The organism is Colwellia asteriadis (genome assembly GCF_039523295.1).
Taxonomy (GTDB): domain Bacteria; phylum Pseudomonadota; class Gammaproteobacteria; order Enterobacterales; family Alteromonadaceae; genus Colwellia; species Colwellia asteriadis.
On the sequence record NZ_BAAAFA010000005.1, the window covers coordinates 236,741 to 259,091 of the forward strand.

The following is a 22,351-nucleotide window of genomic DNA, read 5'->3' on the forward strand; positions in this document are numbered from 1 at the left end:
ACAGCGCACAATGTATACAACAAATTGTTCGCTGTAACTTTTTAGCTCAACTCCCTACAAACATAAACCAACCAACAACACACTTATCTTAACGAGTAAATAACCCCACTGGTCGTATCTACTGTTGACTTTTTGGCTTGTTACTAGAATATGTACTTGTTTATTTCAAAATCAAGTACTTTCTGACGGCCAATCTAAATAATTATCAACTATAAAAGCGCCTTTGAATGTACTCAAAAAACCATAATATTAATAAAATAAAGGAATAATTTCATGAAAAAATCCTTAATAGCTATCGCATTAGCGACTACCTTTTTAGGCGCTTGCGGTACATCAACAACAGCTACTGACGAAAAAAAATCAGCTAAAACAGAAGTAACAGCAACAGCCGCTGAGTTAGGTAGCTTTGGTGTTGACTTAACGGCCCGTAACGAAGCAATAAAGCCAGGTGATGACTTCTTTATGTACGCTAGCGGCACATGGTACGACAACTACGTTATGCCTGCCGATAAAACCCGTTTTGGTGCTTTTACTGGTTTAGCTGAGCGCAGTGAAGAGCAAGTTAAAGAAATTATTGATGATATTGTTAGCCGTAGTGATTTAAATGCACAAGAGCAACTTATTGCGGACTTTTATAACGCTTATATGGATACAGAAACGTTAAACAAACTAGGTTTATCTCCGATTCAAAGCACGCTTGATCAAATAGCTGCCATTAAAAATACCGATGATTTAACCAAAGTATTTGGCGCGGCTTGGTTAACTAGCTCTAAATCACCCATTGGTGGTGGTATGTGGTTTAACCGTTTAGACCCAAACAAATATGAAATGTCGATGGGTGCTGGCGGTTTAGGTTTACCTGATCGTTCATATTATTTAGAAGAAAGTGAACGCTTTGTAAAAACACGTACCGCTTATGTGGCTCATATTGCACAAATGCTTGACTTAGCTGGTATTGAAAATAGCACTGCACGTGCCGAAGCTGTTTTAGCACTTGAAACTAAAATTGCTCAAGGTCACTGGCCACGTGAGAAACGTCGTAATCGCGATTTAACCTTAAACCAAATTAAACGTGCTGATTTAACCAAAGAGTACCCGGGCTTTAACTGGGATTTATACTTTGAACAAACAGGTTATAAAGTTCCACAATTAAATATCTCTCAACCTGAACCAATTAAGGCGATGATTACGTTAGTTAATCAAGAAGAGCTAAACGTTTGGCAGAATTACTTAACTTTCCACACTATTTCAGGTAATGCCGACTTACTTTCTGAAGATATTTATGCAACAAGCTTTGCATTTTACGGTAAAGAGTTAAGCGGTCAGCAAGAGCCTCGCCCTCGTTGGAAACGTGCTATTTCAGAAATGTCGGGTACTGAATCATTGGGCTTTGCTATTGGACAAGTTTATGTGGGTCGTTACTTCCCTGAAAGCTCTAAAAAACAAATGGCTGAGCTAGTTGAAAACTTACGTACAGCACTTGGCCAACGCATTGATGGCTTAGACTGGATGGGCGAAGAAACTAAAGTTAATGCACACGCCAAACTTGCCGCGTTCAACCCAAAAATTGGTTACCCAGATGTATGGCAAAAGTACGACGGTTTAACTATTTCAAAAACTGACTTAGTTAGTAATATTACTAACCTTCGTCAATTCTTTAACGCTGATAGTGTTGCTAAAGAATTACAAAAAACTGACCGTAACCGCTGGGGCATGACACCACAACGTGTAAACGCTTATTACAACAGTTCGTTTAATGAAATCGTGTTCCCTGCAGCAATATTACAACCTCCATTTTTCGATCCAAATGCTGATGCAGCAGTTAACTACGGTGCTATTGGTGCAGTAATTGGACATGAAATGGGTCACGGTTTTGATGATCAGGGTTCAAAATCTGATGCAAACGGTATTCAACGTAACTGGTGGACAGATGAAGACCGAGCGGCGTTTGATGCAAAAGCCGACCAACTTGTTGCACAGTACAATAAATACGAACCGATTCCAGATAACTTTGTTAATGGCCGTAATAGCTTAGGCGAAAATATTGGCGATGTGGGTGGTTTAGCCATGGCTTACCATGCTTATAAACTTAGCTTAAATGGTAAAGAGGCACCTGTAATTGATGGCGTAACTGGCGATCAACGCTTCTTCTTAGCATGGGCGCAAGTATGGAAAGAAAAACGTACTGAAAAGAGCATGTTAAACCAATTACGCGGCGGTACACACGCCCCAGGTCGTTTCCGTGCACAAGCACCACGTAACCACGATGCATGGTACAAAGCGTTTGATGTAAAACCAGGTGATGCTTTATATTTACCTGAAGATGAACGTGTACGTATTTGGTAGTTTTGTATAAATAACTATTTCCACAAGTAAATGATGTAATTTATTACCTTGAGATCTGGTTATTTAGCCAAATAAAAATGCCCATCAGATAACTCTGATGGGCATTTTTATGGTATTCGATTTATTTATGTAAGCCGCAGTTATCTCTTCTTCTTTCCAAGCATTGATATTTCTAAAGGGGCTCGATAATGATACTTAGTTATAGAATTACACATCTTAAAAGCATTCTTATCTGACTTAGCAAGCTTCGCAGCGCTACGAACAATCCTAATTGCAGCCCCTGAACCTGTTATTGATGAAAGTGAATTAAGTAATTTTGTTATAGTACGACTACACTTAGCCGCTTCACTAATCATTGTGGCTAATATATTCACGGTTTCTTCACTTGGGTCATTTATGCTAAGCTGACGTCCATAAAAAGCAAAAAATAACAGTCTTTGCAGCTTTAATATCATCTGATGTCATTTCTATCATTTCCTTATGATTACTTTATATTTCAATCCAACTTTATAGCGTTTAAATGCTCGGATAGTTCTGATTGCGAGGTAATATTTGTTAATATACGAATAAAGTAGTCGTTGTTAGAAGCGGTATACACATAAGCTTCAAATGTGTAATTGTTAATAGGTGTATTAAAAATTACACAATGAATTGTTACGTCTATACAGACATCAATTAAAGGCTTCACATTTTTTACTAATTGATGAGAAGAGAATGATTTTAAAAAGTTATCAACACACTGGTAATTCAAAGAGCAATGAATAAAGTCTTCAACACTGTATAACGCTTCTTCTTGCTCTAAGCTTTTTATATACTCTTCATGATCTGCTAATAACTCTCTCATTTCCCATGATTCAAATGTCATTATCGTCGTGTTATTTTTAAGTACGAAACCACCAGCGGACAAAGATATAATACGTTGCCATTGATCCACATTATTATAGGTAAACTGGTCTTGTTGTAATACCACTCCTTGAGCGGGATTAACGAAGCATAATATAGCAGCAATAAAGAGCCATTTATTTAGGTTCATTTTACTTTCCTTAGTATTAACAAAGAGTTTACTATAACGATATAGTAAATATTAGTACATATGCCTTTCTGCTCTGAGGCAATAGTTTGGAATAGCACTTTGAGTGGGTAAACCACATTCACTAATGTAAAATAGGACAAAAAAGCGTAATTAAGCGAACTATTGCAGTTGTACTCCAGTTCTGGCTAAATCACCTACTTAAAGTTATGCAATTACTTACCGAGAAAAACAGTAGGCAACATTTGACAAACTCAAAGAAGAATTACAGCACTACAAAACAAAAAAGCCAGTCGTCATGACTGGCTTTAAGGCGATAATCGCAAAACGCTTTAATAATTTATCTATTAAACCTGAGCTCAGGTTATTTAAGCAAAAACTTAATAAGAGTATTGCTCATACTCTTCCATTTCACGGCGTGAACGACGCTGCTCTTTAATGTTTTCAATTTCGCGCCATTTACGTTTACGAACAGCTTTCCCTTTGCTTTTTCGATCGTGTGCTGATAGTTCATCAAGGTTTTCACTATACATATCATCAAACTCTGCCCAGTTTTCATCATTCATATCAATACTCGCTTTTTGCATTATTTAACTATTTAAGCCCGTTTATGTACGGGTTACTTGACTATCGAAGCCAATAATTTAAGCGAATAATATGAATGTTTTTTTAACTGCTCATGACAGTTTAATGACAAAACTCAACACTATTTATTTACAGTGCTGAATCTTCAATCCCTTTAAAAATGCTGATAGTACATCATCAGGGCAATCACGGTAATGTTTGTGGTTAGCATTTCTGAAAAAAGCACTAAGCTCATATTTACCTAAACTTAACTCTGCCAATTCAAGCGTAGCAATAACGTCATCAGCTTTTAATGCCAGTGCTATTTTAACTTTATTAAAAATAGCGTTATTGTTGAGTGTTAACTCATTAGGCCGTGCAGGACCGTCTTGCTGTCCTCGTTTTTCAATAATTAAACCATTTAAAAAAGCCGCTAATTGCTCATCTGTTACAGTAACGTATGCAGAATCATTTTTTTCTATAAAAAAGTGATTCATCTCGTGTTCAGAAATATGGCAACCTGTTAGCGTACAAATCGCTTTAATTTTTGCATTATCGAAATTAAAAATAGTAGCAATGCGACGAAGAATATCATTATTTATCATTTGTATACCTAAAATTAGAGCTAACATAAAGCCCAAAAAACGTTGTATTTACGTTAACTTAGCACTGGAGAAAATAGTCTGATGCTTTACGTAAATAAAGATACTGCAAGTATAACCGACCTTGGCACATTACGTTATTAGAATATTTATAAAGAGATTGCTAAATATTTGTAATTTTTTGTAATACGGATAAAATAACCGAGACTTTAATCATTGCCACAAGGATATTCAATGAGCACTATCGACAACTCTGTTTCACAAGTTGAAGCACTATCAATGAAAGCATATGAGCTAGGGTTAACCTACGCTCCTAAGCTAGCACTCGCTATTTTTACTTTACTTATCGGTTTATGGATAATTAGTGGTGTTAGTAAGCTAGTAAAAGTATCAATGAAGAAGTCAAAAGTTGACCCTACATTAATACCCTTTATGAGCAGCTTAGTTTCTTGGTTATTAAAAGTATTATTATTTATTTCTGTTGCTTCAATGATAGGTATAGCAACTACGTCATTTATTGCTGTTTTAGGTGCCGCCGGTTTAGCCATTGGTTTAGCCTTACAAGGTAGTTTAGCTAACTTTGCTGGTGGTGTATTAGTAATGATATTCAAACCTTACAAAGTGGGTGATTTGATTGAGTCACAAGGCCATTTAGGTGTGGTAAAAGAAGTACAAATTTTTAATACTATTTTATTATCGCCTCAATCTAAACGCATTATTATTCCTAATGGCGCTGTATCTAACGGCTCTATTGTTAACTACACCGCTGAAGGTAAAATTCGTGTTGATTTAACCATTGGCGTTTCTTATGGCGCTGATATTGATCAAACTAAAGCCGTATTAATGGATGTGTTAGTAAATAACGACAAAGTAATGCAAACCCCTGCTCCATTTGTTGGCGTAACTGAAATGGCTGATAGCTCTGTTAACTTTGTAGTAAGACCTCATTGTAAACCTGAACATTACTGGGATGTATACTTTGGCGTGAACGAGGCAATGAAAAAAGCGCTTGATAAAAACGCAATTGCTATTCCGTTCCCGCAACGCGATGTACATCTTATTCAAGCGTAAGCTGTATTGTTATAGATACTTATATAACGATACTTATATAACGATACTTATGTAATTATGCTTGTATAACGAGATTAGCTTTACATACTGGTATTAGCGCTTAATACCGGTTACAAAAAAGCCGTTAGTCTTTAATGACTAACGGCTTTTTATTTATAGAGTCTGTCCTTTCTAGCGCTTATTTTTCGGTACGTAATTTAGAATTGACACAGGAACTACTTTTTTCACCGGAAACTCTGCAAATTCTTTACGTGTAATGACGTGCCCTAATCTACTTTCAATAGCACATAAGTTTCTAAAGTTATCTTTAGCCACAAAAGAAATGGCTTCACCACTTGCGCCCGCTCTACCTGTTCGGCCAATACGGTGAATATAATCATCAACCTGATCGGGTAAGTCATAGTTAACCACACGGCTTAAATCACCAATATCAATACCTCGCGCAGCAATACCCGTGGCAACTAAAAATTTAATTTTACCTGCTTTAAAATCTGCTAATACTTGCTCTCGTATCGCTTGAGTTCTACCACTGTGAATCGACTCTGCAGCAATTCCGCGTTTTTCTAACTGGCTCACCAACTTTGCAGCACCATGCTTAGTTTCAATAAAAATAAGTGCCTGCTGCCATTGCTGCTCTTTAATCAAATAACTGAGTAATGCTGACTTATTGGTTTTATCAACGGTGATCAGCCATTGTTCAATATTAGGTTTTGAGGGGCTATTTTTTGCGATGCTAATTTCAACGGGCTGATATATAGCCCGTTTGGCGAGAGCCCTAACATCCTCTGACAAGGTAGCTGAAAAGAGTAAATTTTGACGTGTTTTAGGTAGGCGCTCTAAAATTTTATTAATATCGTCAATAAACCCCATATCAAGCATTCTGTCAGCTTCATCAAGAATTAAAGTTTCAAGTTCATCAAAATGTAATGCTCGCTGATGCGCCATATCTAATAAGCGACCTGGCGTTGCCACAACCACATCAACCCCCAAAATTAAAGCTTGTTTTTGTGGCTGAGAGTCAATACCACCGTACATTGCCATAGAGCTAATCGTTAACTGCTGACCATAGCTTTTAATACTCGCCTCGACTTGTACCGCTAATTCTCGCGTTGGTACCAAAATTAATGCACGAATGCGTTTTCCGCGAATTTTATGCCCTTGACTGGCATGGGCAGCATAAAGCTTTTCAAGTAATGGCAACACAAAACTTGCTGTTTTACCGGTACCCGTTTCAGCGGCCGCTAATAAGTCTTTCCCTGAAAGTACAACCGGTATCGCTTTTTTTTGGATCGCTGTTGGCGTTTTATAACCAAGCGCTTCAACTGCTTTTAAAATAGGAGCAGACAATCCTAGTGTAGAAAATGACATTCAGTGTGTAGCCTCAAGCGTGCAATCAGCTCAAATATAGCTAATTATAATTAATGGAAAATTTTTGATGAAAGTGGAGGTCAAATAAAGTGGCTCAGTATAACAGAAAAGGTACATCTACCAATAACTATAGGCCTGATTGGCCTGTCGAAGCCAGTTTGAATTTGACTATTTAAAGGCAGCAAAAATTATTGTTAGAAATGATAGTACCGAGTGTAGCTTAGTTACGCTCACTACATACCTCCAACGAAAGTACTTCCAAAGAAAGTACTCTCTGAAGATAATGATGTTCAAAAGCACTAAGCAAAGGTAAAATAACGCGATTGTGTAAATAAGCTATATTAGCTTCTATTAACTTCCCCATATAATGAGTACTTACCTTCTATGGATCATTTTGAATTGTTAGGTGTTACCAGAACATCAACGACCGTCGAAATAAAAAAAGCCTACCGCAAGTTGGCAAACAAATACCACCCTGATAGAAATGACAGTGTTGAAGCAAAAGAAAAATTTCAATTAATTCAAAAAGCTTACGACGTTATTTCGGATCCTAAAAAGCGCTCACTTTACATTAAGAGCAACTACACTGTTATTACCGACCCAAGAGAAATATCTGATTCCTTTTGGCATAATGCCCTATTGTAGGAATTACACCATGCAAAATGAAACCACAATTCCCGACTACCTCAGTGAAGATTTTTTTCTTTATTTAGAAAACATGGAATCGTTAACTGATCCTGAAAACCCTGATCTACTAAGTAATTACTTAAAAGTACTCGCGAGTCAACTCAGCCAAGATAGCTCAATATTTACCGGCCTAATTGACCAATTAGCCATGGCAATTAATCCGAGTATTCGCATTAACTCAAAAGAGCTGGCAAAATTAGACTTAAATCAAGAGCCTAATTGGTCTGATGTTAAGCCTTTCGTGGGTGTACACGCTAATGCCAGAGCAACAATCACTGAATTAATGAATCACTCTGAGCAAGCACTAAAAACGGCCGTATTGCTAAATCACTTTTATAATAGTTATGATGCGACACCATTAGCATCATTAAAAGATGAAGACGAGAGTGAATACGACACTTATAGTGACGATTATGACGAACAATACTAATAACAAAGCTAAAGCTAAAATTAATAGTAAAAACAATACCATTTGAGGAATATCAATTGACTAAAAATGCACTAATTCTTGCTTCAGATATTATTGAAGACGCTCAACACAGCGGTAGACGCGCAGGTACCTCATTAGAAGCGATAGCTGCGGAGCAAGGCGATGAAACCATGCTTGCTGTGTTGTCTGAAATGGATATTTTAACCGTTGCTAAAATTATTCGTGAGCACGATGCCACTATTCCTTCCATTGCTACTTGGCTTATGGACGCTGAGTCAATTAAACAACTATTAAATGTTGAACCATCTTATTGGCAAAATATGGATGAAGACAGTGTATTTTGTGCGCAAACAGAAGCACACAGCTTACTATCGCAAATATTCTTATCTTATGAAGATGACGAAAAGCAACGTGAGTTACTCAAAGCCATTGTTGAAGATGATTTTGGTTTACTCTATTTATCACTACCTTTTATTGGTCATGATTTCTCTGAAATGGAATACGACGAAGAACAGCTTTCAGGCAGTATTGAAGAGCTGTTATTAAAAATAAAAAACCTTGATGAAGAAGCCTACCGTGAAGTATTAACGGTAAGCAGTAATGGTACTTTAGCTAACATTGAAGCCATTTTAAAACAAAATGCCAACAAGCAACGTGTTACCTCTGTAGAGATGGACACCGATGACATGTTTGCGCCGCTGTAGGTAAAATGCTTAGGTTAATTACTAGGTTTTACCGATAAATCAACGAATAAGGCGCTAATTGCAGGTTATTATGTATAAATTAACAACCTGCATTACTATAGGACAGTAAATGAAAATAGCAGAGTTAAGGCAAAACCCTTTTATACTTTTAGTATTGAAAGACGGTGTTACAAATGGTGATTTCTCAGCAGAGTTTATGCATAAAACTCAACAACAACTCTCTGATATGTCGCTACGTATTGCTTCAGACTACTTATCTATAATTTACGCAGACCAAATTAAAAAAGCCTGTGAAATTGTGTTAGGTATGATCAATTTAGGTTTGTTAAGCCAGTGTAACAACGACTCTGACAAAGCCATTGAAATTATTAAAAATCAAGGCATTGTCTTTTGTTTTCGTGCCGGCTGGGCAAAATACGCTGAGCTGAAAAGCATCGCCCCTGAGTATTTTAAAGAGATACCTATCAGTACTTATGCGTTGGGTGTCAATGATACCGCTGACATTATGTTAAAGCATACTACGCTGGTAAAAAATGCCTATAAAAGCATTAAGCTATTAGAAGTACATAAGCAAGTATCCGCTAAGTATAGCGCTAACACAGTAATACCTGAGCATGATGAAGACGTTTTACTCTTTGAGCTACAAAAGTTTTTAAACTCTGCGCTAGGTTTATTACTCATAAATTCTGACCGTAATGTTTTTAATAGTGACCTGTATAACCAATTAGTCACTTATTTAAGTACAACGCCGGCAGAGCAAATAGCAGCGCAATTAAGCAGCTGTACTAAAACGCTCATTAGTAGCTTACCGTTAACTGCAAAAATGTACCTTGAAGAAGTGACATTATTTGAATTTTCAGAGCTTAAAAAAGTAATCGCCTCACCTAAAACAGTCGCGATTTATTTGCCCGAAGTATTAGAGTTATCAGTGAATGTAACTAATGAATTACATGATGACTTTGATGGTGGTTATGACTTTGGTATTGATGATATTGATGACGATATTGCCTATTTAAAACCAAATTCTGAATAATTGTTAAGCTCATAACTAACATTATAAAGCTAACGCTCTGTAACATATATTTAATCTGTTACCTCAAGCGTTAGCTTTTTTTGTGCAAATAAATCAAACGTCGCTGGCTTTTATAAATAAGCCTCAAAAAACTCTGGTGCTATAAATACAACCACGTTAATAAGCATGACAACGTTATCCACATTAATATTACCAGCGGTAAACCAACGCGGACAAAGTCAGAAAACTGATAACCACCGGCATTCATAACCAAAATATTGGTTTTATAAGCCATAGGCGTTGCATAACTTAAGTTAGCGCCAAATAATACCGCTAAAATAAAAGGTTCAACGGGTACATTTAATTGTGTTGCCACTGAAATGGCAATGGGCGTACCAATAACCGCCGCGGCATTGTTTGAGACTATATTGGTTAATACCGCTAGCATTAACATTAAGGCTGATAGAATTCCCGCAGGCGGTAAATCAAAGGCTAAAGCGACAAACATTTGGGCAATATATTCTGCGCCCCCGGTTTGCATCATCGCGGAGCCTAAAGCAAGTGAAGCCACCACAATAAGAATAACCTGACTACTTAGCGCTGATGAAATATCTTCCCAGCTTAAGCACTTAGTTGCTAATAACACCACAATACCGCAAATAGAGCTGATCGCTATTGGTAAAATACCCAGTGCGGCAACCGTTACTACACCAAAGAGTACGCCAAGGGCAATTGGCGCTTTTTTCGAGTAAGGTAAATCAGCCGCGCCATCAATAATTAAAAAGCCGCGATTTTCTTTTAATTCATCAATTTGCTCTGCTTCACCCTGTACTAGTAAAACATCACCGGTGTGAATAATCATATTACCAATACTACTACGCCCTATCTCCATCGCTTTACCATCTCGGTGCAGCGCCACGACTGAAATACCATAACGCTTAGCAAATTGTACATCTCTTAATGTACGACCCACTAAACCTGATGCTTGAATTACAACTATTTCTGCCAGCATTTGTTTTTCGGCATTAAGTGGATGGTTTTCATCTACTTTATGAGCACCTGAGAACATAGTTGCCTGTATTACCGACTCAAATTCTTTCAGTTGATCAGGGTAATCTTTTACATGTAAGCGATCGCCTTCACGTAAAACAGTATCAGGAAAAGGTCTTACATTACGATAATGAGGGCTGCGTTGAATTGACTGAATTGTCATTTGATCATCAGTGAGTTTCAGTACTTCTGCCACTGTTTTACCATTTGAAATACTGTCTTCATTAATATTTAAATAAGCGCTAAATAATCGTGGTGAAGTATCAGCAAGTGACGGCGAGCGCTTAGGTAATAACTTAGGTGCAACAATCCATAAATAGGCAATAGCAACCGTCGCTGCAATCACCGCAGGTAAACTAAAATCAAACATGCCAATGCGTGGTAAGCCCATATCACTCGCAACACTAACAACCAGTAAGTTAGTCGAAGTACCAATAGTGGTTGTCATACCGCCAACTAACGTCGCGAGCCCCATAGGCAATAACATGGGTGAGGTGTCGGTTTTGGTTCTTAAGGCCACGTTTGCCAAAATAGGTAATAACAAAACGACAATCGGCGTATTGTTAACAAAGGCACTTAGCGTTCCAGCAATAATTAAAGTTATGAGTAATGAGAGTGCAGGACTAATTTTCCACAGTTTTGCTAAATTTCGTCCCACGGGCACTAAAGCGCCCGTTCGAACTAAAGCGTGACCAATAATCATTAAAGCACAAACAGTCACCAACGCCTCATGGCCAAAACCAAAAAACAGTGACGATGGCTCTAACATCTGAGCATTCACTTCAAAAGGGAATATTGTGAAAACTAAACACAGTAAAACCAGCACTGATAAAGACGACGTTTCAAGTGGAATGTCATCGCGGCGGAAAAAGTACAATGCAATAACAGTGATTAATAGCATAGCCAAAGCATGGTTATTAGGAATGTCAGGTATATTCACGGCAATCTCAATTAAAATTCAGTAAGCAATCATTTAATAAACAATAATTTAATAAACAATAATCTAATAAACAATGCTTTAATAAATAACAGTTTAGTAAAGAAGCGATTAAATAATCTATTAATGGTTAAGTTAACAGAGTAATACATTTTATTAAATGTGCTTAGTTACTTTTATTCAAACCGTATAATAACGTTACGCAAGCGAGTTAATATAGTTTTTTAGTTAGTTTTTTCGTTTAGCATGGCTTATGCTCTACCGATGTACTTTTATTAAAAGTGAGATAAAGATGAAAGCAATTGGTTACAAACAGCCTTCAGAAGTTCTTAATAACGATGCTTTAGTCGCTATTGAGCTCCCTACTCCAACCGCTTCTGGGCATGACTTATTAATTGAAGTTAGTGCTATTTCAGTTAACCCTGTTGATACCAAAGTCAGAAAGTCTGCGTTGCCGACAAATGACTTTAAAATTTTAGGTTGGGACGGTGTTGGCACCGTAAAATCTGTTGGCGAAGAGGTTAGCTTATTTAATGTAGGCGATCGCGTGTTTTATGCTGGTGACTTAACCCGAGATGGCAGTAATGCACAATATCAATTAGTAGACGAACGTATTGTGGGTCACGCGCCTAAAACCTTATCAGACGCACAAGCGGCAGCATTACCGTTAACCTCAATTACCGCATGGGAATTACTGTTTGATCGCCTTGATATTAAACAAGGTGCAGAAGAAGAAAACAAATCACTACTCATTATTGGCGCGGCCGGTGGTGTAGGCTCTATTTTAGTGCAATTAGCCAAACAACTTACCGCATTAACCGTAGTTGGCACCGCCTCAAGAGCAGAAAGTGTTAAGTGGTTAAAAGACTTAGGGGTTGATAAAGTTCTTGATCATAGTGCTTCGCTGAGCAAGCAAGTTAGTGATGAACAACTGGCTGAATTTGATTATGTGATCAGTTTAACTAATTCTGATGACTACTTAGAAGAAGTAGCGCAGATCATCAAACCGCAAGGTAAATACGCACTAATAGACGACCCTAAACACTTTGATATTTTACTTTTTAAACGTAAAAGCATTTCAATTCATTGGGAGTTAATGTTTACCCGCTCTCTGTTTCAAACCGACGATATGATAGCCCAACATCGACTTTTAAATGAAATTAGTGCATTGATTGATGAAGGTGTTTTACAAACTACCCTAGGACAACACTTAGGAAAAATAAGCCCTGAAAATATCATTAAAGCGCACCAAATTTTAGAATCGCAACAGTCGCGTGGCAAACTGGTTTTAGAAGGGTTTTAATTAAAGGCTCGTTATAAGATAAGCTAACCTGTGCTCGAGTGAGTTATGAGTTATTCTCATTTCGACTCACTCGACTCAAGATATAAATATAACTTTCGAAAAAAGCTCAGGTTAAGTTATTGCGAACTCGAGGTCGCCTTTTGTACCGACAAATTAAAAGTTTTTACATCACAATGACTAAGGGCATCACAACCTTTTAAAATAAACTGTAAACTTGATAAATCTTTTTCCTGAAAAGCCTCACTACCTAGAAAGTCATCGTCAATAGAGCAAGATAACTCATTGTTATTAATTTCACATTGAACTTCACCTGTGGCATTGGGACAAAGTGAGAAAGACGCGCTACCACATCTAAGCTCTACTACTTTATTGTTGTCAGTATGCCCTTGATCATTAACCGATAAATATAAGTCTATTTTGTAAGATGCCGAAGTCGGTGATACCCATTGAACTTCAAAACTAGTACCTTCGGTAACAGTAACCTGCTCTCCCTCATAATAGTCTTTTGCATCAAACCTGACATTTTGTATAGTAAAAAGCCCTTCATCAGCGATTAACTCACCATCACCTGAGTCGCTTCCACCACTGCTTCCGCCACAAGCGCTTAGCATCAATATACTAAGGGTTAATAAAATATGTTTCATAAATGTCCTTATGATTAGGGGGCTTATATGGACTCCATCTTTCATAATCTCTAGCCTTAACGTCAACCGTATCAAAGTTATCTTATATTATATTATAGGTATAATAAAAGCTCATTAACTAGTTCAACGCTGCCACTTATCAGCTATGACTTCTCAAGTAACGTTTATCGACCAGTATTGTTAAGCTAAGTTAATGCCCCAATAAACGCTTGATACGCTTGTTTGTCAACAATCGCTCCCTTATGTTGAATAACAAACCCCGCAGCTTGAGAGGCTAAAGCGATGGCGCCTTTAACAGAGTAACCTTGTATACGCGCGCCAAGGTAAACGCCGTTAAATGAATCCCCTGCAGAGGTAGTATCAACCACGTTTTCTATTGGCGTAATTACAAACTCAGCTACATCTCCATCAACTATCGTTAAAATAGTTTGCGCACCATTTTTTATAATGAGCTCATTAATAGCAAAAGGTTTACAGTAATCACTCACTTCTTCAATGGATGTCATACCAAACAATTGCTCGAAGTCATCAACCCCAGGCAATGATAAGTCTGATTTACTTAACGCTAACTCAAACTGTTGTTGCGCTTCTTGGGGACTACTCCATAAGCGTGGACGATAATTAGGATCAAACACTATTTGTACGCCAGCAAGTCTTAACCTGTCAATAAGTAGCCAAAATTCTGCTCTCGCCTCAGGTTTAATAACTGCTAAAGAAATACCAGAAAAGAAAAACATATCACCTTTAGCGAGGTAATTAATCGCTTCATCATCAATATGCTCCATAATTTGACGAGCAGCTGAGTTTTCTCGCCAGTACGTAAAACTACGTTCACCTTGAGCATCGAGTTGAATTGAGTATAAACCGGCAATTTTATTTGCTGATTTAAAGACTAAACTCGAGCCAATATCTTCACTCTCAAAATAGCTAATCATCGCTAAACTAAATGGGTCTGTACCTACCGCGGTAACTAAATGCGTATTAATATCTGAAAATGTTCGCTTTAAATAAACGGCGGTATTAAAAACATCGCCAGCAAATGATTGACTCATGATATTTCGCGTTTTTTCCTGCGAAATTGACATTAATTCAATCATGCACTCACCGAATAAAAAAACATTTTTCATTGATAAAACCTATTAATCCTAAACACAGTTGATATAACGCGATTTATTTTTCAATAAAAAGCGTGGTACTTATGACAAGTTGTCATTAACCTAATTATTTTAAGTAGAAGGTTTGAGCTGGTAATTTATTCGATATTTTAATACGTTACCGCCTTTTGATACAGAATACTACATGACAAAGTCGCTACTTTCGAGCTTAACTTACACGATAATAACCTACTCGGGTTAATAGGTTTAAGAGGTTTAAGAGGTTTAATAATGAAACTTTATACTAAATAACCAGAGTTCGGCTTAACAAATGTTTCTCTAGCCGCTACTTTTCCTAACTTCTTCGTTAAATTCACTTGCAATAGGCCAGCTATTGACGCGAAATTTTCCTGCTTATCATATGAAAAAATAAAAACTATCAAGATAGCGATTAAGAAAAATAATTTTTACTGATATTTCAATTTTTTAAATATCTTTTAAACCGGGTTCAGGTAAAATAAACTCAATGAAATAACAATACTAGCGCTATAGGTTATTAGCCATTTTTTCTACTTTAGTTAACCAAGTTTTACGAACTTGTTCACTCGCGCTGATCACTGGGCCAAAATAAGTTGCCGAGGTGTTTTTGATCCCTGAAAAGTCCAAAATAGTACGTTTTAAGTTTTTGTATATTGGATTGCCTTGAACATACTTATACCAAAAGGTTGGCGTGTCTAACGTAATAATGAGCTCTGATGTACGCCCTTTTAATAACTTTTCAGGGATTGATTTTCCTGCCTGATATTTAAAAGCAAAATCAGGTAAAAACGTTCTGTCAATAACTCCTTTAAACTTTGCAGGCATACTCCCCCACCAAACAGGGCTAATAATTACGATATGCTCAGCCCAAAGTAACATTTCTTGAAAAGCAACTAAGTCAGGCTCTAACGCGAGCTCCTTATCGTATCCTTCTTGCAAATTTATTTCGAAGTTCATCGCATTGAGGTCAATTTGTTTTAACGCATGCTTGCTCCCTGCTGTTTTAGCATAGCGCTCTGCTATCGATTTACAAAAACTTATAGATTTAGGGTTAGCATTGATGACGAGTATTTTTTTCATTGGTTTAACCACCTTGTTTCATAAAAAAGGCAGTGTAAACTCTGTCCTATAGGTCAGAGTCAAGCGCTTTTAAGCATTGGTCAATTGAGCTTTGACAAAGTCTAATATGGCTTTTTTGTTTTTCTAAACGTGCGATTTCTTCTTCTGCCATACGATATTTTTCATTTAAAAAATCTCGCATTAAATACCAGTCAAAATCTTGTTGCTCATTAAGTAAGGTCAATAGCTCAGCAAGAGTCACTCCTAAGCTTTGCGCCTCTTTAATCACTTTAATTGTTTCAACGTTTTCTTTGCTATAAACCCGATAGCTCCCTGATCTTGCGACCTTCAAAAGCTTTATTGACTCATAAAGTCTTATCGCTCTTTGTGTAGCGCCAGAGAGCTTTGAAGCTTCACCAATAAACATAAAATATCCCTTTTCATTAAATACGAATAAACTTGCACTCGGGTTAAAAATTTAATAACTGCCCCTAATATTAAAAAATCATTTAGAAGTGGCACTTAAAACACGAGTAACGATAATAATATCAAAGCGCTAACACTGAAGCGCTAACAATAAATCATCACAAATAATAACGCCTAGTTCATCGCCTAGTTCATCGCTTAATTTAGCTTAAGATCATTACGTGGTGATTGCTGACGTTAAAAATCATAAGTAATTACGGCAAAAAAATAGTGACAAAAAAATCCCCAATAAATATGCAAAACAGCTTATTCATTGAGGATTATAATAACAACTTACTATAACAATTTATCTCACGCTAAAAGTCTCTATATCAATAAATATCACCATATAAAGACAATCAGATAAAGTTTAGTGCTAGTACTAGTGCTGGCTTAACTTTCCGCCACTAACTATGCTCGTTTTTGTGCTTGCATTTGACTATCAAGGTATTCATCTAAAGTACCTTGGAAATCAACTAGCTTTTTATCTTTAATATCAATAATACGTGTGGCTAAGCTTGATACAAACTCACGGTCATGACTGACAAAAATTAGTGTGCCTTCAAAGTCCTTAAGAGCGTTATTAAGCGCATCAATGGCTTCAATATCCATATGGTTAGTCGGTTCATCCATAATTAATACGTTAATATCAGCCATCATTAACATACCAAATAATAAGCGGTTCTTTTCACCACCCGAGCAGTTACGGGCTTTTTTATTGGCATCGTCGTCAGTAAATAATAAACGACCTAACATGCCACGCACACTTAAGTCGTTATGACACGGTCTACGCCATTGTGACATCCAGTCCATCAAGGTTAAGTCATTATCAAAAAATGACCCGCTGTCTTGCGGACAGTAGCCGACTGAGGCATTTTCAGACCATTTAACTATACCTGTATTTTGCGTTAACTCATTCATTAAACAACGTAAAAAGGTAGTTTTACCCACGCCGTTTTCACCAATAATAGCAAGCTTAGCACCTGCTTCTAATAATAAGTCACCTTTTTCAAAAAGCACTTCACCATCAAAGCCGTGACCTAAGTTTTCAAGCTCTAGCGCTTGTCTGTGCATTTTTTTACCCGGAGCGAAAGCAATTTTAGGGGTAATACGACTTGAAGATTTAACATCATCAAGCTTAATTTTATCCATTTTTTTAGCACGAGAACTGGCTTGTTTCGCTTTTGAGGCATTAGCACCAAAACGGTTTACAAAGTCTTGTAGCTCAGCAATTTCAGCCGACTTTTTCTCATTGCCCGACAATAATTGCTCACGTAATAAAGCCGATTGCGCTAAGAAAAACTCATAATTACCTGGGTAAATACGTAATTCACCGTAATCAATATCAGCCATATGCGTACAAACAGAGTTTAAGAAGTGTCTATCATGAGAAATAATTATCATGGTGCATTTGCGTTTATTTAACTCGGTTTCTAACCAACTAATGGTATGAATGTCTAAGTTGTTGGTAGGCTCATCGAGTAATAAAATATCTGGATTAGCAAATAACGCTTGCGCTAATAGCACACGTAATTTCCAACCTGGGGCAACTTGTTGCATTGAGCCAAAATGAAACGACTCTTCAATACCTGCCTCGAGTAGTATTTCACCAGCGCGAGATTCAGCAGTGTAACCATCCATTTCAGCAAATTGGCTTTCTAAGTCACCAGCGCGCATACCGTCAGCTTCGCTCATTTCAGCTTGTGCATATATAGCATCACGCTCTTGCTTTACTTGCCAAAGCGCCATATCACCCATAATCACGGTATCAATAACGCTATGTTCTTCAAAAGCAAATTGGTCTTGACCTAAGGTGCTCACTTTATTGCCGGGTGTGACTGAAACATTACCTGATGATGGTGCTAAATCGCCGCTAAGGATCTTCATAAATGTTGATTTTCCACAACCATTAGCGCCAATTAAACCGTAGCGGTTACCATTGCCAAATTTAGCTGAGATGTTTTCAAATAACGGCTCTGCGCCAAATTGCATTGTAATGTTCGATGTAGAGATCAAAGGAAGTTCCTATTTTTGCTAACGAGCAGCGTTAAGTTAACCTACTATAAGTGTCTAAAATCACTCATGATTAACTGATACGCGTTGATGGTGACAGCCCAATAAAGCGGTTATAACCGTTATTATTATTAGACCAGCAGAATTAAAGTCGCGCATTATACAGCAATATCGTGTTCGACCCCATCTAATCTTTACTTTTTTGACGTTTTTTTCAGCAAAGTATGAGTGATACACCTTGCGAGTAATACAACTAAATACTTGCTTTGTTCAAATAAAAAGCCGCCAAAAGGATTAACCTTGGCGGCTTTAACTGTACTATTGATTAAGCTTACGGCTTGCTTTTTAGTAGCGCGGCTAAATGAACAAGTCCAACGCTAAGGCAAATAAGCGAGCTGTAAAGCCAAAATTCAGCACTACGCCCCATAGGACTACTCATGAAGAAAAAACCAGCAACACCACGGAGCAAGTAAACGGCAGTAATAAACATTAATACAACGCGCAACAACACTAAACGGCGAATAATGCCTGCCGCTGAAAAAGCATAAAGTGACCAAATAGTCAGTACAATAGCAATGAAGCTGGTGATTATTGTTGGCTCTATACTCCCTTGTTCAGCCATTAGCGCCATTTGCTCGCCCGCCCCTAAAAAACGATACCAAGGCGCACCAAAATAAATACAAGCAAGGTGTAATAAAGCGGCCATAGCGCTTAACGCACCTGCCAGTATAAAAAATTTTTTACCAAGCATTACAACCCTCTCTCTTTTTAATTACCTTACTGTTAACTGCCTTGATTTTAGCTACTTTGCGTTGAGATAGCTGTTTGGGCTAAGCTACTTGCGGGCACTTTGCTGCTAAATACTTGTTTATTGCTATATTTCATAGCATTTTCATGCTCGTAATCTCGTATCTGTGTTTTCTATCTTTTCTATCTTTTCTATCTTTATTAGATTGGATTGAAATAGATTGGGTTAGATTTAGAGTATTCGAGCATTAATGTGATGTTTTAAGCGTCTAATTGAAAAGTCATTAATATCACCGACAGAGCAAGAGTAATTATAGGTAAGAGTATATAAAAGCCTTGCGATTTTTCTTTCAATAAACTGGCGATAGCTAAGCCTGTACCAATACAAAACCAACCGAATATGGTTCCCCACTCAAACACTTCTAAAAAGCCAAGCTCTGTTTGATTATATAACATGCTTAATAACGGAAAGCCGAGCACAATAATAAATGAGCTTATTCCCAAAAGTGGTTTGGTTTTTTTTGCTTGTCTAAATTCCATGATATTTTTTATCCGTTACTGCTATAGGCTCAGGCTACATGGGGCTTGCGTTGTCCCCCCATTGACTAAAACCAAACGATTTAAATAGGTGACTTAATATCACATACTTTCAGTAACTTATAAAGGGTTGTATTAATTTAACTCAATTTTCTATATTAACTCAATTTTCTATTAACTCAGTTGACTAATAACCACATGTTTTATCGACCGCTGTCGGTATAATGCCCTCTAGTCGATATTGCTTAATATTATTTGCAACAACTAGCGCGGCACTAGCCATTTGAGTTGGCGCAGAAATGTGCGGTAAAATTGTTATTTTTTCATGACTCCACAATAAGCTATTAGCAGGTAGCGGCTCAACAGCAAACACATCTAATACTGCGTGTGTTAAATGACCGTTATTTAATAACGCGAGTAAATCATCGCTATTAACTATGCCGCCTCGAGAAAAGTTAATTAACTTTGCACCTTGCGGTAATAAGCTTAGCGTGTTGTTACTTAATAAGTTTGCTGTTTGTGAGGTTAAGGGGAGCAAGCTAATTAAAATATCAGTTTGCGGCAATACCGCCTGTAAGCCTTCTTGATCCGTAAAATGTTTGATGTTGGCAATTGACTTAGGCTTTCTACTCCAAGCACTCACGGTAAAATTAGCGCGCACTAGGCTATTTATAGCTGCCATGCCTAACTCCCCTGTTCCTAAAACCGTAATACGTTGCTCGGTTGGCGCTTTATAAGGAAGTTGCAACCACTGTTTTTTGGCTTGCTGTTGTAAATACTCAGGCATATTGCGATGTAAATACAGCGTCCAAGCTAACACCGCTTCTGCCATAATTTTTGCTAGTGTGTCATCCACTAAACGCACTATAGGTATAGTTTGTAAGCTTGATTCTGTAGCTAACTTTTCAACGCCAGCCCACAGGCTTTGTACCCAAGCAAGGTTAGGCAACTGCGCTAAACGTATTAACTCAGTCGCTTTCGGATTAGCTACAATAGCAATATCAACATTCTCTACCTGCTCATCGGTTAACTGCTCTATCAGCACTATTTTTTCGTCAGGTAAGTGCCGTTGCAAATGCGTTAACCATAAGGTTTGCTGTTGTTGGTCTAATTGCGAAGCAAAAACTATTGGTTTAGTCATTAAATCCTCTTTAGTAGGTTCACTTGATATAACTTAAAAGGCTAACAACACACCCCAACTTTTAAGCTAAAAACTCTCGACAAATTAAGGTGACATCATGGTTAGTCAACTTCTCTTTGGTTAAGCCACATAATATTCCGTCACCTATTTGCTGGTTATATTGACAACGTCGACAAACACCAAAAGCAACTCGCCCTGTTGATTTTTGGTAATTACTCAATACTTTTCGCAGTAATGCTTTGGTATCACATTGATCGTCTGGTGATAAGCCAGATATTGCATCCGTAAATTTCTGCGGCGGACAAGTTTTCATCAAAAAATCGCGACCTATTTGGGTCACCTTTAAGTGGGTAATACGCTTATCATTTTCATCTTTTACCTTACTAATTAAAGCTTTGCTCTCTAAAATTTTTAACGATTGTGAAACTGTGCCTTTAGTTAACCCTAAAAACTCAGTAACCGCTAATGTGGTATCAGAATAGCGGTTACACGTTGATAAATAATACAAAGCTTCTTGCTGTATAGGCTGTAGCCCTAAGCTTTGCCCTTCGAGTCTCGTTTCTTGGCGTAATAAATTAGCTAAACGTTCAATTATATTAAATAGTTCATCATTCATTTATTTATAGTATCGAGTCAAAACATGTTTGACAAGTTAAGTTTTACCATGCTTTAATAAATATAGTTTCGATGCGAAACCATATTTATTAAACTATTTTAAACAAACTAAAGGATTAATCATGAACACTTCACACCGAATAAAGCTAACAACATTAAGTACAATTTTAAGTACTGTATTACTAACACCTTTTAGCTATGCCCATAACAAGCATCACGGACACATCCAAGCACCGGCATCAACAACTATTGCTACTGAGTTTGATATTGTGCATACCAAAATTGTAACCCAAGGTAGCCATTTACTGTTTCAGCAAGCAGTTACCGGAGAAGCAGGCAATAAAAAGCCAACAAAAAATGGTCAACTTGCTGGGGCACAGGTATACAGTTACGTCTGGCCAACATCACTCAATAGCTCGGCAGTAGGTTTTGAAGCAGATCAGGGGATTTTAGCTTTAGCGTTAACTGTGCATCCTGACTTTGATGACACACCTTTATATGATGAAGATGGCGATGGTAATAAAACCAATGATGGAGACAATTGGCATAGCCACTGGGTAGTATTAGTGCCTGATAATGCTTGTGGTGACGGTGCTTTAAAAGTGAAAGACATTGCAAAAGGCAGCTCGCCAAAACTACCTGCTACTTGGCCTAACTTACCGCTATTTATTGACAGTCCAGGTTTTGACTTCACCTTACAACAATCAGAGGTATTAGTGCGAGTACCATTATCGGCATTAGGTTTTCCAGAAAGCTTTTCGTTTGACGGGGTTACTGCGGGTTTAAGAATAAACCAACAAGTACATGCACCGCTGTTATGCGTTAGTAATGTATTTGATGTTGCCTCGGGTGATTTAAGCTTACCCGGAAAAAGCCAATAATTCTTTATTTTT

At 37.4% G+C, this 22,351-nt stretch carries 23 protein-coding genes; 8 read left to right on the forward strand and 15 right to left on the reverse strand.

Going from position 1 to position 22,351, the window contains the following annotated elements; genetic code table 11:
• Window positions 1–273 precede the first annotated feature (273 nt).
• Entirely contained in the window at window positions 274–2,346 is a 2,073-nt protein-coding gene (locus tag ABD005_RS09035; protein WP_343817070.1) for a M13 family metallopeptidase, read from the forward strand.
• A 140-nt stretch (window positions 2,347–2,486) separates the two neighbouring features.
• Here the strand turns inward: ABD005_RS09035 and ABD005_RS09040 are convergent, their stop codons facing one another.
• The 4 genes from ABD005_RS09040 to ABD005_RS09055 form a co-directional block, all read right to left on the reverse strand.
• On the reverse strand, window positions 2,487–2,801 hold the full coding sequence (locus tag ABD005_RS09040; protein WP_343817071.1) for a hypothetical protein: 315 nt from the start codon (window positions 2,799–2,801) through the stop codon (window positions 2,487–2,489).
• A 41-nt stretch (window positions 2,802–2,842) separates the two neighbouring features.
• Window positions 2,843–3,379 carry a hypothetical protein gene (locus tag ABD005_RS09045; protein ID WP_343817073.1) on the reverse strand — a complete coding sequence of 179 codons (537 nt, stop codon included), beginning with the start codon at window positions 3,377–3,379 and terminating at the stop codon, window positions 2,843–2,845.
• A gap of 377 nt (window positions 3,380–3,756) precedes the next feature.
• The gene (locus ABD005_RS09050) at window positions 3,757–3,963 is read right to left on the reverse strand and encodes a DUF3545 family protein (RefSeq protein ID WP_343817075.1); all 207 of its coding nucleotides are present in this window, start codon (window positions 3,961–3,963) and stop codon (window positions 3,757–3,759) included.
• Window positions 3,964–4,086: 123 nt separating this feature from the next.
• Window positions 4,087–4,545: a YehS family protein gene (locus ABD005_RS09055; RefSeq protein WP_215981086.1), complete on the reverse strand. Its 459-nt coding sequence runs from the start codon at window positions 4,543–4,545 to the stop codon at window positions 4,087–4,089.
• A 231-nt stretch (window positions 4,546–4,776) separates the two neighbouring features.
• Between ABD005_RS09055 and ABD005_RS09060 the strand changes: the two genes are divergently transcribed.
• On the forward strand, window positions 4,777–5,613 hold the full coding sequence (locus ABD005_RS09060; protein WP_215981085.1) for a mechanosensitive ion channel family protein: 837 nt from the start codon (window positions 4,777–4,779) through the stop codon (window positions 5,611–5,613).
• A gap of 171 nt (window positions 5,614–5,784) precedes the next feature.
• Here ABD005_RS09060 and ABD005_RS09065 read toward each other — a convergent pair whose 3' ends face one another.
• Window positions 5,785–6,981 (reverse strand): DEAD/DEAH box helicase, encoded by a 1,197-nt coding sequence (locus tag ABD005_RS09065; RefSeq protein WP_343817078.1) that lies wholly within the window; start codon window positions 6,979–6,981, stop codon window positions 5,785–5,787.
• A gap of 384 nt (window positions 6,982–7,365) precedes the next feature.
• On the opposite strand from ABD005_RS09065, the gene ABD005_RS09070 reads away from it, so the two are divergent.
• The 4 genes from ABD005_RS09070 (at window position 7,366) to ABD005_RS09085 (ending at window position 9,835) form a co-directional block, all read left to right on the forward strand.
• Window positions 7,366–7,626 (forward strand): DnaJ domain-containing protein, encoded by a 261-nt coding sequence (locus ABD005_RS09070; RefSeq protein ID WP_215981083.1) that lies wholly within the window; start codon window positions 7,366–7,368, stop codon window positions 7,624–7,626.
• A 10-nt stretch (window positions 7,627–7,636) separates the two neighbouring features.
• On the forward strand, window positions 7,637–8,098 hold the full coding sequence (locus ABD005_RS09075; protein WP_343817081.1) for a hypothetical protein: 462 nt from the start codon (window positions 7,637–7,639) through the stop codon (window positions 8,096–8,098).
• 56 nt (window positions 8,099–8,154) lie between these two features.
• Window positions 8,155–8,802, forward strand: a complete 648-nt coding sequence (locus ABD005_RS09080) for a hypothetical protein (RefSeq protein ID WP_215979118.1) — start codon at window positions 8,155–8,157, stop codon at window positions 8,800–8,802.
• Between the two features lie 109 nt (window positions 8,803–8,911).
• Window positions 8,912–9,835: a hypothetical protein gene (locus ABD005_RS09085; RefSeq protein WP_343817084.1), complete on the forward strand. Its 924-nt coding sequence runs from the start codon at window positions 8,912–8,914 to the stop codon at window positions 9,833–9,835.
• Window positions 9,836–9,974: 139 nt separating this feature from the next.
• Here the strand turns inward: ABD005_RS09085 and ABD005_RS09090 are convergent, their stop codons facing one another.
• Window positions 9,975–11,804: an SLC13 family permease gene (locus ABD005_RS09090; protein WP_343817085.1), complete on the reverse strand. Its 1,830-nt coding sequence runs from the start codon at window positions 11,802–11,804 to the stop codon at window positions 9,975–9,977.
• A 289-nt stretch (window positions 11,805–12,093) separates the two neighbouring features.
• Between ABD005_RS09090 and ABD005_RS09095 the strand changes: the two genes are divergently transcribed.
• Window positions 12,094–13,104: a zinc-binding alcohol dehydrogenase family protein gene (locus ABD005_RS09095; protein ID WP_343817086.1), complete on the forward strand. Its 1,011-nt coding sequence runs from the start codon at window positions 12,094–12,096 to the stop codon at window positions 13,102–13,104.
• A gap of 116 nt (window positions 13,105–13,220) precedes the next feature.
• On the opposite strand, the gene ABD005_RS09100 is transcribed toward ABD005_RS09095, so the two are convergent.
• From ABD005_RS09100 to ABD005_RS09140, 9 genes are all read right to left on the reverse strand, one after another.
• Window positions 13,221–13,748, reverse strand: a complete 528-nt coding sequence (locus ABD005_RS09100) for a hypothetical protein (RefSeq protein WP_343817088.1) — start codon at window positions 13,746–13,748, stop codon at window positions 13,221–13,223.
• A 185-nt stretch (window positions 13,749–13,933) separates the two neighbouring features.
• Window positions 13,934–14,875, reverse strand: a complete 942-nt coding sequence (locus ABD005_RS09105; RefSeq protein ID WP_343817090.1) for a sugar kinase — start codon at window positions 14,873–14,875, stop codon at window positions 13,934–13,936.
• Between the two features lie 513 nt (window positions 14,876–15,388).
• Entirely contained in the window at window positions 15,389–15,961 is a 573-nt protein-coding gene (locus ABD005_RS09110) for an NAD(P)H-dependent oxidoreductase (protein WP_343817092.1), read from the reverse strand.
• A 46-nt stretch (window positions 15,962–16,007) separates the two neighbouring features.
• Window positions 16,008–16,367, reverse strand: a complete 360-nt coding sequence (locus ABD005_RS09115) for a MerR family transcriptional regulator (protein WP_343817094.1) — start codon at window positions 16,365–16,367, stop codon at window positions 16,008–16,010.
• A gap of 449 nt (window positions 16,368–16,816) precedes the next feature.
• The gene (locus ABD005_RS09120; protein WP_215979101.1) at window positions 16,817–18,421 is read right to left on the reverse strand and encodes an ABC-F family ATPase; all 1,605 of its coding nucleotides are present in this window, start codon (window positions 18,419–18,421) and stop codon (window positions 16,817–16,819) included.
• Window positions 18,422–18,749: 328 nt separating this feature from the next.
• Window positions 18,750–19,169 carry a hypothetical protein gene (locus tag ABD005_RS09125; protein ID WP_343817098.1) on the reverse strand — a complete coding sequence of 140 codons (420 nt, stop codon included), beginning with the start codon at window positions 19,167–19,169 and terminating at the stop codon, window positions 18,750–18,752.
• Between the two features lie 257 nt (window positions 19,170–19,426).
• Window positions 19,427–19,705 carry a hypothetical protein gene (locus ABD005_RS09130; RefSeq protein WP_343817100.1) on the reverse strand — a complete coding sequence of 93 codons (279 nt, stop codon included), beginning with the start codon at window positions 19,703–19,705 and terminating at the stop codon, window positions 19,427–19,429.
• Between the two features lie 184 nt (window positions 19,706–19,889).
• Window positions 19,890–20,843, reverse strand: coding sequence for a 2-hydroxyacid dehydrogenase (locus ABD005_RS09135; protein WP_343817102.1), 954 nt, complete (start codon window positions 20,841–20,843; stop codon window positions 19,890–19,892).
• Window positions 20,844–20,904: 61 nt separating this feature from the next.
• Window positions 20,905–21,459: a MarR family winged helix-turn-helix transcriptional regulator gene (locus tag ABD005_RS09140; protein ID WP_343817104.1), complete on the reverse strand. Its 555-nt coding sequence runs from the start codon at window positions 21,457–21,459 to the stop codon at window positions 20,905–20,907.
• Between the two features lie 121 nt (window positions 21,460–21,580).
• Here ABD005_RS09140 and ABD005_RS09145 point away from each other — a divergent pair, with 121 nt between their 5' ends.
• Window positions 21,581–22,339 (forward strand): hypothetical protein, encoded by a 759-nt coding sequence (locus ABD005_RS09145; RefSeq protein ID WP_343817106.1) that lies wholly within the window; start codon window positions 21,581–21,583, stop codon window positions 22,337–22,339.
• The last annotated feature ends 12 nt before the right edge of the window (window positions 22,340–22,351 follow it).